Source organism: Actinomyces sp. HMSC075B09 (genome assembly GCF_001812395.1).
Classification (GTDB): domain Bacteria; phylum Actinomycetota; class Actinomycetes; order Actinomycetales; family Actinomycetaceae; genus Gleimia; species Gleimia europaea.
In genome coordinates this window covers 36,929-50,187 of the sequence record NZ_KV808742.1, presented here as the reverse complement: position 1 = coordinate 50,187, position 13,259 = coordinate 36,929, and the positions used below count along the sequence as shown (strand labels likewise).

Genomic DNA, 13,259 nt, shown 5'->3' with positions numbered 1-13,259 from the left:
CTTCAAAAATGCGGGGGCCTTAGCTCCCGCATTTTTGTATCAGGACGGATAAGAGAGCTCCCGTCGAGACGTTCAGAAGCAGTAACGCGAAGATTCTGGTGAGCATATTGTCCTTGACCCTTCAACGCATCGGTTGCTAGCTTCTTGCTTTTGAAAGCGCTGCGGAAAAAGATGATTCCGCCGCCAGCGGCTAGGACACCGACGATCAGGCCGATGAAAAGGCCGATGACGAGGGCGCTGAAGCATCACGCCTTAACGCCCTCTAGGGAACATAACTAATTCCGGAAGTCAGGGATGCCTGGTATTGCCTTCGCTACCGATCCTCGTCATCGTGAGAGGTAGCATCATCCCCGGAGTCGTCGGCGGCCCCATCCCGGCTATGATCCGAATCCGACCCTTCAGCACCAGACACTGACCCTCTATCCTTAGAGCCTGATCCGTTGGCATCAGAATCTGACGCATCGGAAACGGCATCGGGAGAGCCGACGCGTTTTGCATCGCCCTCCGAATCTTGGCCCGGCTCAAGTCCTTCAGCCCAGCCCAAGGTGCCCTCCAACAACTGCTCTAGAGCGGCGTCAATGTCTGCATCGGCGTCGGCCTTTTGCTTGCGGGCAAGCAGGAAAGCCTCCGGATTAGCAAGCTCCGTCGCCGTTGGAGTAAAGTCGGGGTGATTCCAAAGAGCATCGCGCTCACTGCGGCCTCGTTCGCTTGAAACAATCTGCCAAAGCTGCGCCGCATTACGCGCCTGGCGAGGACGTAACTTAAGGCCAATCAGTTTTTCAAGCATCTGCTCCGCGGCTCCACCCGAAACGCGCCGGCGACGCATCAACTCGCGCAACTGTTCAATGTGCGGCAGGTACGGGCGGCCAGCTTCGAGAGTGATCACCTCAACCCAACCTTCTACGAGTGCAAGTTGAGTCTCCAAATCCTCAAGCGCCTTTTCCTGCGCGGGAGTGGGCTCACCGTTGAACGCCCCGGCTGTCATCGCATCCTGGAGTGCCGCCATGTCTGTCGGGTCAATCGAAGTGGCAGCCTCGTAAATCGCATCCGTATCAATACGGATCTCGGCCGCGTAGTTCTGCACGGACTGCAAGATCTCTGACCGCAACCAGGACACGGAATGGAACAGTCTGGCGTGCGCGACCTCTCGCAATGCGAGGAACTGGTAAACCTCATCCGTTGGGATATCCAGACCATCCACGAAGGAGTTCACATTAGGAACAACGAGGGCAGTGCTACCCCCATCGGTTAACGGAATGCCTACATCGGTTGAGCCAAACGCTTCATGAGAGAGACCACCGAGGGCCTCACCGATCTGGCCGGCAAAAACCGCTGCGGAGAGACGCTCCATCATGGGCTGCGCCTGGGTGAACATGGCAGACAACCCCTCCGGCAATTCGCCGATTCCCTGATTCGTCATCTGATCCATCTGCTGCTTCAAAGCATCCGAGAGGGCGCGCGCTGCATTCGCCGCAACCGGCTCGACCATTTGCTTCCACGTGTCAAGGGTGTTGTCCACCCAGTCAGAGCGGCGCCATGCGTGGCGTTCACCTTGCGGAGGAGTTAAATCCGTAACCGCATCCAGCCACAAATCGCCAACCTGTAGTGCTTGGCGGATACGCTGGCCCTCCGCTGCAGAAATCTGCAAGTCGCCGTCCCCCCATGCGCGGTGGCGGGCGATCTCATGGGCCATCTTCCAGTTGATTGGACCGCTACTTGAACTCATCATGTAGTTCAGTTGCCCAAGCATCGAGCGCATCTCTTCGGGAGTGCCGGGGAACTTCATGCCGGCGCCCATCGACGCGGGGTCAACGCCGCTAGAGCGCATCGCCTTTATCATCTCGTCAGCAGCTTCACTGCCGAGCATGCTTCGTAGCATGTCCTCCCACGGCGACCTCTTGCTGTGATCGTTCGAGTCAAACATGTCCGGGTTGTTTTCACTCATGTCCTACAAATTACCGCCTCTTTTGAAATGTCGCGCTGAGAGAGCGTGGGATGAGGGTGTTTTTGGCTGGTATTTAGCGGTTTAGCCCGTAGCGAACTGATTCTATACGTGAAGGGAAGTGGTGGAGAAGAAGGGGTGTAACTGCCGGGGAGTGAACCATGGCATTCACGTGCGTGAGGGGAAGTGGGCTGTAGTGCGCGAGATTACTAAAGATATGAGATGGCATTCACGTGCGTGAGCGGAAGTGGCTGGTTTCGTGCTTAGACCCGCCACTTCCGGTCTGAATGCCGAAGGAGCGCTTGGTTGGAATCAGCTGCGTGAGTGGAAGTGGTCAATCAGACTCCCTTTTCGACCACTTTGTATCTGAATACGCATTGGTGAGTAGAGACTTAACTGCATCCGTGAGGGGAAGTGACGGTTTTGGGGGCTGAACCTGCCAGCTCCCCTCACGCACATAATGACCCCGCGCCTCTTTACACTTGGAAAAGGTCGAGTCATTCGCGCAAAATGGTTTCGGCGGTCCACACAGTGCTAGACCGGTTGGAGGAACACATGGCTATCGAGTATTACAACGCTCCCTCGGAAATGAACGAGGGCGGCGAGAATCGGCCTGCTCATGCGCGTTCCCTCCGTAGAAAAATCGGACGGTGGGGTGCGCTAATAGGCGCGTTAGTTCTGGTCGGGGTCATTGCATTCGCGGTTCCGATGCCGTATGTGATTACGTCTCCGGGGCCGACGTACGACGTCCTCGGTTCTATGAATGGTGATCCTGTAATCGAAATTGCCGCCCCCGACGTTGCGAAGCAGTCCGAGGGGCAGCTACGCATGGTCACTGTGTCGAGTTTAGGCGGTCCGGATGCACACGTGTCCCTCGTGGATTTTCTACTGGCGAAGCTAGATCCGTCGAGCAATGTAAGGCCGGTGGAGGAGGTCTATCCGCGTGACCTTACCCGCGAAGAATTGGATGAGCTCAGTAAAATCCAGATGACCTCCTCGCAGTCGACCGCCGCCTCAGTGGCGCTGGAGGAGCTCGGCTACGACGTGGACGTGACCATGACGGTTGCGGGCGCAACATCGGGATCGCACGCTGAGGGTGTGGTCGAGGAGGGCGATGTGCTCCAAGCGATCATCACTCCGGATGGGGAGAGGCATGCGGTTGACCGACCGTCGGTTCCGTTCGCGCTTCCAAAGACTCTCCCGCCAGAAACACCCGTGAAACTGGAAATCTTGCGTAACGGTGAGAAGAAAACCCTTGCTATGCGCACCTATCTGCCTGAGGAGGCGGGGCCGGACTTTATGGGTTCTCGGTTCGGTATCTACCTGAGCGCGGACGTGAAACTACCTGTCGACGTAACAATTCACCTGGAGAACGTCGGCGGCCCATCGGCCGGTTTGATGTTCGCACTCGGAATCATAGATAAGTTCACCGGCGGCGATTCGACCGGCGGTGCGATTATCGCGGGCACCGGCGCGATCGGATATGACGGTGAGGTGCAGCCAATCGGCGGCATTGTGCAGAAAATGTACGGTTCAAAGCGCGATGGTGCCCAATGGTTCCTTGCCCCGAAGTCGAATTGCGACGAGGTGGTGGGAAACATCCCCGATGGCCTAGAGGTTTGGCCGGTTTCGACGCTCGCGGAAGCACGCGAGGCGGTGCAGGCCATCTCGAAGGGAGCCACTATCGATCACCCGGTGTGCGAGGCCAAGTGATCCTTCGCCGGGCATGAAGGCGCACCGGACCTCTCCCACTGGCACAGGGTTCCCGCGGCGTGTACCATTCCGACCCAAACTGGCGTGTGCCCGGCTTCGATTAGGCACTTCCCCTCACAGACGTGGCAAGGCGATTACTTATCTACAGGTATTCAGACCCAAACTGGCAAAAACCGGGCGCTGATTAGGCGCTTCCCCTCACGGATGTGGTTGAAGCCGTATCGTTTTGCGGTATTCCGAGGGGAACTGGCAGATTCGGCGTGCAAAACCGCCACTTCCCCTCACAGAGGTAGCTAGGCCTCCGCTTGCCGACGAGCATTCAGACCTGAAGCGGCGATTCTCACGTCGCTTCAAGTCCGTTCCCCTCACGCACCTTCACTAGCGCGAGGAGTGTAGAACAACTAGCGCGAGAAGTGTGAAGCCGCCGCAAGAGCGGGAGGTTAGCAGCCGCAGCCGCCGCCCCCACAGCCAGCGTCGCTGCCTTGTCCGCTCCCGGATCCGCAGCCTCCTCCGGACCCGCAGCCGCAGCCGCTACCGCATCCTCCGGACCGGCGCTCTTCGGCGGGCATGAACGTGGTGAACAAGGCTTCAACCAGGCCAGGAACGAGGTTGGTGCCTTCGGCGACCTCATCATCGTTATCATGCGAGCGGGCTCGCACAGCACACCAGGACTCGCCGGTACGGAGAACGCCCGCAACAATGCGGACCTCGTCCCGGTCAGGGTGATTAGCGAAGAACTCGACGGCCTCTACCGGATCGGCGGGCGCCTGCTCCTGCACGGCGGGCGGAACCATCACTCGTTCGGTGGCAACTGCTGCGCCCGCAACCGACTCGGGCCAGCCCAGTTGCGCGAGGGTTTCCTCCAGATCTTCGCCAGGCAAATCCTCCTGAATGACTGCAGTGAGGGCGGTCTCGGTGCCGTCCCAGCTGGCCTCGAGGTGTGCGCGCATGTCCGCGGGGAGTTCCTCCAAAGCCAACAACTCTCCCGTGGGTACCAGTGCGTAAACAGTGGAGGCGTGATCCCAACCCAAGGCCGAGGCCGCTCGCTCAATCTCGTGCACAGCGTGCGTGAGGCCAAGCTGGGCACTGGTTACGCCATTTGACTTGGGGGAGGCTGGTGCAGCCTCGTCCTCGTTAAACATTGTTCACTTCCTTTGTCCGTAGCTCGCCCTACACTTGAACCAGAACGTTCAGCCCCGATCGGTAGCGCGTAAGGCAGGTATGTTAAGCACCATTATTCCCGTGTGCCTTATGCCTCGCCAATCGGTAGACTGGACGGACGATGTAAGCAAACTCGCTAGTTTTCGAGAGGAAAAACGTGAGCGGTTTTCCATTCCAGGGCTTTCCTGAGCAGCCTCGGCCGCAAAAGCCCAGTCATCCTAAGAAAGGGATGACGCCTTTCCGGATCACCATCTTGGTGCTTGTGATTCTTGGGGCGTTCATCTACGTTGCGTCCGATTTGTGGACGCAGGTCCTTTGGTTCAACCAGTTGGAAGCCCAACGAGTGCTGTGGACCAAGTGGCTGTCGATTCTAGCGATTGTCGCTGTGGCAACGGTTGTGAACGCTACTATTGTTGGCCTGAACATGAACTGGGCGCACAAGAAACGTCCGCGTTCAATGCTTGGAGGCCGTAGCGAAAGCCTAATGCAGTATCAGGAGAAAATGACGTCGCTGCGACGCGTCATTTTCTGGGGTGTTCCGCTGATCATCGGCCTATTCACGGGCCTCGGGCTTGCCGCCGATTGGCGGCAGATCATCATGTGGATGAACCGTACTCCGTTCGGAATTACGGATCCGCAGTTCAACACCGATGTTTCGTTCTACGTGTTCACGTTGCCGCTCTTGAAGATGATCCTCTCGCTTTTCACAACGGTGTTTGTCGTGAGCCTTCTCGCTTCCATCGTGGTGCACTACCTTTACGGTGCTATTCAGGTGGCTCCTCGTTTTCGGGTTACGAGGCCGGCTCGGCGTCAGGTTGGAATCCTTGCGGCAATCCTGTCGCTAGTGGTTGGCCTGCGCTATTGGATTGCCCCTTACCGGGCGCTGGTTGAGACCACCGGATCACCTTCGGATGGCGCCCTGTACACGCAGGTTAATGCTTACATTCCGGCGCAGCTGATACTCGCGGTTATCTCGGTGCTTGTAGCGATACTCTTCGTGGTTGCGGCCTTCCGCGGCACATGGCACCTGCCCGTGGCGGGTGTTGCTGTTACGGTGGTTTCCGCCCTTGTTCTGGGAATGGCATACCCTGCGCTGATCCAACAGTTCAAGGTGCGTCCAAACGAGCGCGCCCTGCAGTCGCCCTACATTCAGCGCAACATTGACGCGACGCTTGCGGCATATGACCTCGAGGATGTTGAAGTTCAGACCTACGCGGCGAGGACTGATACCGCCACTGGCCAGCTCCGTGACGATGCGGCGTCAACGCAGCAGATCCGTCTTATTGACCCGGACATAATTTCACCGACTGTTCGACAGCTAAAGCAGTCGCGCTCGTACTATACGTTCGAGGATCAGCTGAACGTTGATCGTTACGAGATTGACGGTCAGAAGAGGGACACGGTTATCGCGGTTCGCGAGATCGACCTCGAGGGCCTCGACAACAACGAACAGAACTGGGTTAACAGGCACACCATTTTCACGCACGGATACGGCGTGGTGGCCGCTTACGGCAACAGGGTTGACTCGAAGGGTGAGCCGCAGTGGTGGGAGGACGGTATTCCTTCCACCGGCGACGTTGGAGAGTATGAGCAGAGGGTGTATTTCTCGCCGAACTCGCCCGAATACTCGATTGTTGGCGCTCCTGAAGGATCCGACCCGCTCGAGTTGGACTATCCCGATGAGCAGTCCGGCGGCCAGGTTCCAACCACGTTCGATGGTGATGGTGGCCCGTCCATTGGTAACTTCTTCAACAAACTCCTATTTGCAATCAAGTTCCAGTCGACGAACATCTTCTTCGCGTCTCAGATTAACTCTGAATCGCAGATTCTGTACGACCGTGACCCGGCACTACGAGTTTCGAAGGTTGCACCCTACCTCACGCTTGACCGTAGGCCCTACCCGGCAGTGGTAGACGTGGATGGTGACCCGTCCACGCCTAAACGCCTCGTGTGGATCGTGGATGCTTACACCACGTCGAACCACTATCCGTATGCGCAGCACGTGAATGTTTCCGCAGCAACTGCGGATGCCTCCACGCAGGATTCAGCGCTGTACGCCGCGCAGCCGAACATCAACTACATGCGTAACTCGGTGAAGGCAGTGGTTGATGCCTACGATGGTTCAGTTTCTCTCTACCAGTGGGATGAGGAGGATCCGATCCTTAAGTCCTGGATGAAGACCTTCCCCGGTCAGGTGAAGCCGCTCGCGGACATTTCGGGTGACCTGATGGCGCACCTTCGCTACCCGCAGGACCTGTTCAAGGTTCAGAGGTCGTTGCTTGCCGCATATCACGTGACCGAGGCCGGCGATTTCTACACGGGCGGTGACCGTTGGAGGCTGTCCGAAAACCCCACGTCAGTGCGAAACGTTGATGGCTCTACGCCAGTTCAGCCTCCGTACTACTTGACGATGCAGATGCCGGGCCAAGAAAGCGCAGAGTTCTCACTGACCTCGGTATTCGTGCCGGGCGGACGTGCGGATCGAGAACCGATGGCAGGCTTCCTCGCTGTTGACTCTGAGACGGGGTCTGAGGCAGGTAAGGTGCGTGAGGGGTATGGTCAGTTGCGTCTGCTCGCGCTTCCATCCTCGACCACGGTGCCGGGGCCGGGCCAGGTGCAGAACAACTTCAACGCGAACGCGGAGATTGCGCGAGAGCTGAACCTGATGGACCAAGAAGGGTCCGAGGTAATCCTCGGAAATCTGCTGACTCTGCCTGTTGGTGGCGGCCTGCTATACGTGCAGCCGGTCTACCTACAGGGTACGGGTTCAACCAAGTACCCGGTTCTGCGTAAGGTCATGACCGCGTTTGGTGATTCCGTTGGCTTTAGTGAGACGCTTGAGGGCGCCCTCGATATGACATTCAAGGGTGACTCGGCGGCGGAGCTAGCTGAAGGCACGGGAAGTACGGACGGATCCGGATCGGGAGACGGTGAGGATTTGGACCTGTCGACCCAGCAGAAGCTGACCAGCGCCTTGCAAGGTGCACGTGATGCCATCATTGCGGGTGAGGACGCGATGAAGGCTGGCGATTGGGCCGAGTACGGTAAGCAGCAACAACGCTTGCAGAACTACTTGACTCAAGCACTGCGTTTGCAGAACGAGCTGGACACGCAAACTCAGCTCAGCCCTGAGGAACTCACTGTTGACGCGCCTGAACCGACGGCCGCGCCCACTGAGCCGGAGGGCACAGCCGCTAAGTAGTAGGGCAAACCTGGGGCCTCCCGTCTGCCGCTGACAAGCTGGTAGGCGGGAGGCCTTGCTTTACCCCGGGGTGGGCGCCGCGGCGTTGCCTCCGGCGATGAGGGCTCATGGGCCTGGCTTCGGCCTGCGCTTTTGGTGGGCCCGGCCTCTGCATACGGCTCGAATTCTCGGTTGGCAGTTCTAAACCACGTGCCCGACGGGAAATGCCTATTTCGGTGGTAATTCTGGCCGGTTGGGTCGGAATGCGGTCACAAACGGATTGCCTTGCCGCGCTGCGTGAGAGAAAGCGCCTGATTTCTCCCTCGTTCTCGCCGTTTTGGGTCTGAAAGCTAGTGGAGCGCTCGAGCGCCTAACGGTTTCGAGAGGGGAAGTGCCTCCATGATCAGGATTTTGTGTCACTTTGGGTCTCGCACGCGATCGGGACGCGCATGACATACGGTTGTAGCGGGTAGCCAGGAAGGGAGGCCGTTTTGAACCTAATCGTCGAGGTAGCAGATATAACTTTGTTCGAAGTCGATGTGATTGTGAATGCGGCAAATTCCTCGCTGCTGGGAGGAGGCGGGGTTGATGGCGCAATTCATCGGGCAGCCGGTCCGGGTTTGCTTAAAGAATGCCGCAAGATACGGGACACGGAGTTGCCGGACGGGCTACCAACTGGGCAGGCCGTAGCTACAAAGGCTTATGAACTGCAGGCACTTTGGGTCATCCACACGGTTGGTCCGAATCGGCATGCAGGCGAGGGAGATCCGCATCTGCTCGAGTCGGCATTCCGGAGCTCTTTGGAGTTAGCTACACAGTTGGGTGCCCGATCGGTGGCTTTCCCAGCTATTTCTGCTGGCGCCTACGGTTGGGGAATGGACGAGGTCGCGCGGGTCGCGGCTTCAGCTGTTATGGCCTGGAACAGTGCAGAGAATGGTGCTTGCAGGGCTTTACAAACGATTATTTTTGCGGTTACGAATGAGAATTCTCGCGCGATATTTGAATCGGCGCTAACGCTAGCCGCGGGCTCGTTCGAAGTTGATTAAGGAGGACGCTGATGGCGTGGGTGATTCTAGTGGTTTCTGCGATGTTTGAGGCCATGTGGGCAAGTGCATTGGACCGTATGGCGGGTGGTGCTCTTACGTTGCTAAATGTGCTGAGTTTTGTGGTCGGTTCGATAATCTCTGTGGGTGGCCTGTATTTGGCGCTACGTGACTTGCCGGTTGGAACGTCCTACGCGATTTGGGTTGGGATTGGTGCGGCAACAACGGTGTTGTGGGCAGCGTTCGCTGGGGTTGAGACACTAACAGCTTTGAAGTTGGTCTTCATTGGCATGATCGTTGCTGGCGTTGCCGGCCTAAAAGTTGTGTCATAGCGTGGGGGAGCACACGCACGAGTCTTGAAATAGGCTCCCACACGTGGGGTGGTGCTTCGTTTCAATGTTCAGATGAGGCGTCTCGTTAATGCTCCGGGAAAGTATCTGGATCTAAGCTTGCCGAGGCGAGTGGACAGGCTCCCAGATTTGAACTCTCCCCAGGTGAACCGTTCGAGGTGTGGGAGTTTGCTGCGAATAGTCTCTTCTCGTTGACGCTCGTCATGTAGGACAGTCTCGGGACTGACCAGGCTGCCGTCGTATTTGATCATGCCGTCAAATTCGAGCGCTAGCCCCTTCGATGGGTAGGCGAAGTCCGCGAAGTAGCGGCGTCTGCCTTCTCCGATTTCGAATTGCTCGGTGGCGGGAGGAAATCCAAAACGGTGAAGTTCGAGTCTTAGTAGCGATTCGCCGATGCTTTCCGACCAGGGGGAGATGAGACGCAGATTGCGGCGTGCGCGTCGTTTGCCACGGTGATCTTTTCGGCTTGCCAGGATTGTTTCGAACCTTAGAAGGATGGTCCTAAAGGCTGTTTCGACGGCTGCCCGGTCACGTTTGTGTTCACGGACGCGTTGTTGGATGAACCAGTCGACTATGGGCACACAATGGCGTGCGGGGTGGCGCGCCAGTAGCTCCACACAGAGGTAGTCCCACCTCAGCGTTTTCATGCCATCGATTGTTGTGTAGGCGGACGCGGGAAGGGTTCTGGAGCTTCGTTTGACCACTGCCTCGTGGATTCGAGGCAGATTGTGGCTGTGCGTTGGTGCGGATGCCTCTAGGCTTGTTCCGGGCGATCCCGAGGGTGCTTGTGCGGGCAAAAGACCGAGGGCGTTGCCGAACCACTGGTAAGTGGCCTCGCCTACGAAACGTAGTTTGCATTTGGAGTGGTGGCGGGAATGCTTTACTCCTGTGATGAGCTCGATTTCCCAAGTTTTGTGTGGGATCGGTGCGCCGTGGATGAGGGCAGCAATGATTCCGTCTAGGGCGGTGCCTTCGGCGGACATGTCAAGTACTCGGCGGGCGCGCTCCTTCTGGACGGCTTCCCAGATTTCCCAGGGTGCACCGGGTTGGATTTGCGCCCAGAGCCCGTAGGCTAGTCTGACGCGGCTACTGTTTTTGCGCCTTGTGATGGTTCGGCCTGATTGTGCCCATGTTGCGATGTTGTGAAGATTTCCCATGCGTGAAAGGGCATCATGATTGTGATTTTCGAGGGGTGCTATCCGACGAGGGGTGTGGATTCTGTTATGAGAGCCCGGCTTGGGGAAACTGGTAGGGCATGGAGAACATGTGAGCAGGGGCAGGCCGGCGATGGAGCTGCGGTCGGAGGCAGACTATGCGGGGCTGGGCCGTATTCAGACGGGAAGTGCCAGGAATCCGAGGCGGTCAAGACGGTTTAGGTCGGAATCGCTACGAATCCGCCTCTGCATGATTGCGATTCCGACGGGAAGTGGCATGTAAGGAGGCTTTTGTGGCACTTCTGGTCTGAATCGTGATTTGTCCTGTAACGCAAAGCAGGGGTCTAGTTTGCGAGAGGACGCCCCCACCCGTCAACTTTCCATTTCGGGTCTGAACCGAACAGGTACATGATTCCCTCAACAATTCCCCACATGGCAACGATGGGAGCGAGGCCCAGCGCAGATAGCAAGGTAATCAGCAGCTGGATAACCGCTAGTTTGTATTTACCTAGGTAAAAGTTCTGGGTTCCAAACGCTCCCAACAAAATGGCCAGCACGCCGGCTACGACCCTGTCTTTTTGTGGTTTGTCAGCGGCATCTCGGTGCTTGTTGCGGCCGGCATTTAGGGTCTGAAAAGTGTTTCTTATCTTCGTAACCGCAGAGTTTTTCGAGGTCGCCGCCATTTCACTTGTTGTATCTGGTGAAGGTTCAGGTCGCTTGACCGTGTTTTTCTTTGAACCACCCGGCGGCAGAGGTGCCCGGTATGAACTGCGTTCTGCGCGCGAGTGGCCGGCATTGACGTTACCGCTTACTCGGGGCTTTCGCGGTGCCCGTGGGGAAGTGGCGGAGGCGTGCTCGACGCGTGCAACATCTCTTTGGAAATCATTGTCTTGAAGCTGAGGGAGGTTGTATTCGCAGGCATTTTGGGTCTCAGACTCGTTGTGCGTCTCGCCCTCCTCGGTGTTCCAATACTTTTCAGGTTGAGGAAATGCGCTCATCGGGGCACCTCCTCTCCAACTGGTGTTTGGCTCTCGCTCGCGATTCAGATCCATAGTGCCAGAAGTTCTCTTAAATTTTTTCAAGGCGTGCCTTCGACACGCAGATTGTTATCTTTTTCGAAACTGGCGCGACGTCGAGCTGGAGAAGCGCTCATTTCTAATCCGAGTTATTCACAGAATTTTGAGACGGTCTAGGAATTGGCGCTCGTATGTCGTACTTTCCTTGTACAGGTTCCAGATTCGAGGAGTTCAGTGCGATGCGCCATCCCAAAACCATGACAGCTGTGGCCATACTAAGTTTGTGTAGCGTGGGCATCGCAGGGTGTTCTTCACCGGGGAATAACGGGGCCGAGGAGGCCCAAACTTCTCTTGCTTCCCAAGCTACAACTGAAGCCCCAAGCGCAACTCCAACAATCCCACCGGCAGACGTGCTCTACCCGCACCCCAAACCAGAAATGCCGGCCGAGGCGCACGAGCACTCCGTACTAGGAGCGCAGGCGTTTTCTGTGTATGTCCTGGAAATGTTTGGATACACAGGCGCTACTCAGGATATTGACGCATTTGCAAGCTTATGTATTGAAGACTCTGCATCGTGCAACAGTTTCCTAGATCGCATGAGAAAAGTCAGCGAGGAAGGTTCGTACTATGAAGGCTACGAGCTTCAGGTCACCAGGGTGAACGGAAGCTTGTTCGAGGGAAGCCGACCGGAGGTCGAATTTGGAACTCAACTCTCGGCATTTGTTCCCGGGCATATATTCCACGATGCTACGACGCCTGAACTCGTCAAATTCGAGGATTCGGACATCATAGGTGGAGTTGAAGTGGTATGGCGGGATGGCTGGAAGGTTGTGGAGTTTCAGATGAGGGAGGCAGATGATGAATAAGTCATTGCTGACTCTGTTGCCAACTCTTACCCTGGTCGCTCTGTTAGGTGCTGGCGGTGTCGCTCTTGCCCAAAGCGAGGGCCGGGAGCCTTTGGTTGAAGCCCCTAAACCGAATGAATCTCTTTTTCTGATATCGTCCCCCATCTTCCCGGTTGTCGGCATCTATGATTTGGGTTTGCTCCCTGATGGTTCTAAGGGCGTGCGGTTTGATTCGGCTGGTAAGGCGGGCTGGGACACGCTCGAGGTGTGCAGTTTGCGCCGGTTTTCAAATGGCAGTCATGCGCATCAGTTGTGTTTTGATCCGGTTACTGGCCGGGTCCAAGCTCCAACCGGCGGCAGCACCACTGATGGTGGAGTTGAGTATCGTCCGGTAGATCTGTCACAAATAGTTGCTAAAGCGGTCGATGACGCAAACTTGGCAGGCATGCGAGTAAACATTCAACCCAACAAGGGTTGGGTTTTTGCCACGGTGCCAACAATTGTCTACATGACTGGGGAGAAGCCGACTAACTCGGTAAACGTCGATGGGTTTGACGTCACTGTAACTTGGAGCGTTCGAGAGCACCAGATCCAGTTCAACGAACCCGGCGGAGGTGCCTCTGAACTGGTTGTTTCCACCGATGGCGCGCCTTATCCGAACGAGTCAATCACCTGGACCTACCGCAACGAAGGCCGAACTCACGTGTCCGTGACAACCGTGTGGGACGCGAAAGTTAATGTAGCTGGTTCCAGTTTCGACATGCCGAAGCAGCGTGCCACCACGTCCACTAGTAGCGAGTTCGAGGTGCGCAAGCCCATCATCTCGCTGACAAAACCTAGCTATTAGCCGCCAG

The 13,259-nt window shown here is 56.9% G+C and carries 11 protein-coding genes; 6 read left to right on the top strand and 5 right to left on the bottom strand.

Annotation, left to right across the window (positions count from 1 at the left end; all coding sequences use genetic code 11):
• Positions 1-313: 313 nt before the first annotated feature.
• Positions 314-1,945, bottom strand: coding sequence for a zinc-dependent metalloprotease (locus HMPREF2854_RS07010; RefSeq protein WP_083309447.1), 1,632 nt, complete (start codon positions 1,943-1,945; stop codon positions 314-316).
• Between the two features lie 552 nt (positions 1,946-2,497).
• Here HMPREF2854_RS07010 and HMPREF2854_RS07005 point away from each other — a divergent pair.
• Positions 2,498-3,655 (top strand): YlbL family protein, encoded by a 1,158-nt coding sequence (locus HMPREF2854_RS07005; RefSeq protein ID WP_261666682.1) that lies wholly within the window; start codon positions 2,498-2,500, stop codon positions 3,653-3,655.
• Between the two features lie 440 nt (positions 3,656-4,095).
• On the opposite strand, the gene HMPREF2854_RS07000 is transcribed toward HMPREF2854_RS07005, so the two are convergent.
• Entirely contained in the window at positions 4,096-4,797 is a 702-nt protein-coding gene (locus HMPREF2854_RS07000) for a PPA1309 family protein (RefSeq protein ID WP_070620925.1), read from the bottom strand.
• A 176-nt stretch (positions 4,798-4,973) separates the two neighbouring features.
• On the opposite strand from HMPREF2854_RS07000, the gene HMPREF2854_RS06995 reads away from it, so the two are divergent.
• The 3 genes from HMPREF2854_RS06995 to HMPREF2854_RS06985 all read left to right on the top strand — a co-directional run bounded on the left by HMPREF2854_RS06995 (position 4,974) and on the right by HMPREF2854_RS06985 (position 9,372).
• Entirely contained in the window at positions 4,974-8,018 is a 3,045-nt protein-coding gene (locus HMPREF2854_RS06995; protein WP_070620924.1) for a UPF0182 family membrane protein, read from the top strand.
• Positions 8,019-8,488: 470 nt separating this feature from the next.
• Positions 8,489-9,043, top strand: coding sequence for an O-acetyl-ADP-ribose deacetylase (locus HMPREF2854_RS06990; protein WP_070620916.1), 555 nt, complete (start codon positions 8,489-8,491; stop codon positions 9,041-9,043).
• A gap of 11 nt (positions 9,044-9,054) precedes the next feature.
• Entirely contained in the window at positions 9,055-9,372 is a 318-nt protein-coding gene (locus HMPREF2854_RS06985) for a DMT family transporter (RefSeq protein ID WP_070620914.1), read from the top strand.
• A gap of 68 nt (positions 9,373-9,440) precedes the next feature.
• On the opposite strand, the gene HMPREF2854_RS06980 is transcribed toward HMPREF2854_RS06985, so the two are convergent.
• From HMPREF2854_RS06980 to HMPREF2854_RS08780, 3 genes are all read right to left on the bottom strand, one after another.
• A complete protein-coding gene (locus HMPREF2854_RS06980) occupies positions 9,441-10,373 on the bottom strand; it encodes a hypothetical protein (protein WP_148130926.1) in 933 nt (310 codons plus the stop codon).
• 348 nt (positions 10,374-10,721) lie between these two features.
• Entirely contained in the window at positions 10,722-10,844 is a 123-nt protein-coding gene (locus HMPREF2854_RS08850) for a hypothetical protein (protein ID WP_261666680.1), read from the bottom strand.
• Positions 10,845-10,888: 44 nt separating this feature from the next.
• Positions 10,889-11,542, bottom strand: coding sequence for a TM2 domain-containing protein (locus HMPREF2854_RS08780; RefSeq protein ID WP_222563175.1), 654 nt, complete (start codon positions 11,540-11,542; stop codon positions 10,889-10,891).
• Between the two features lie 209 nt (positions 11,543-11,751).
• Here HMPREF2854_RS08780 and HMPREF2854_RS06970 point away from each other — a divergent pair, with 209 nt between their 5' ends.
• Entirely contained in the window at positions 11,752-12,426 is a 675-nt protein-coding gene (locus tag HMPREF2854_RS06970) for a DUF6318 family protein (protein WP_148130925.1), read from the top strand.
• The gene (locus HMPREF2854_RS06965; RefSeq protein ID WP_070620908.1) at positions 12,416-13,252 is read left to right on the top strand and encodes a hypothetical protein; all 837 of its coding nucleotides are present in this window, start codon (positions 12,416-12,418) and stop codon (positions 13,250-13,252) included. The genes HMPREF2854_RS06970 and HMPREF2854_RS06965 overlap by 11 nt, the downstream gene beginning before the upstream one ends.
• The last annotated feature ends 7 nt before the right edge of the window (positions 13,253-13,259 follow it).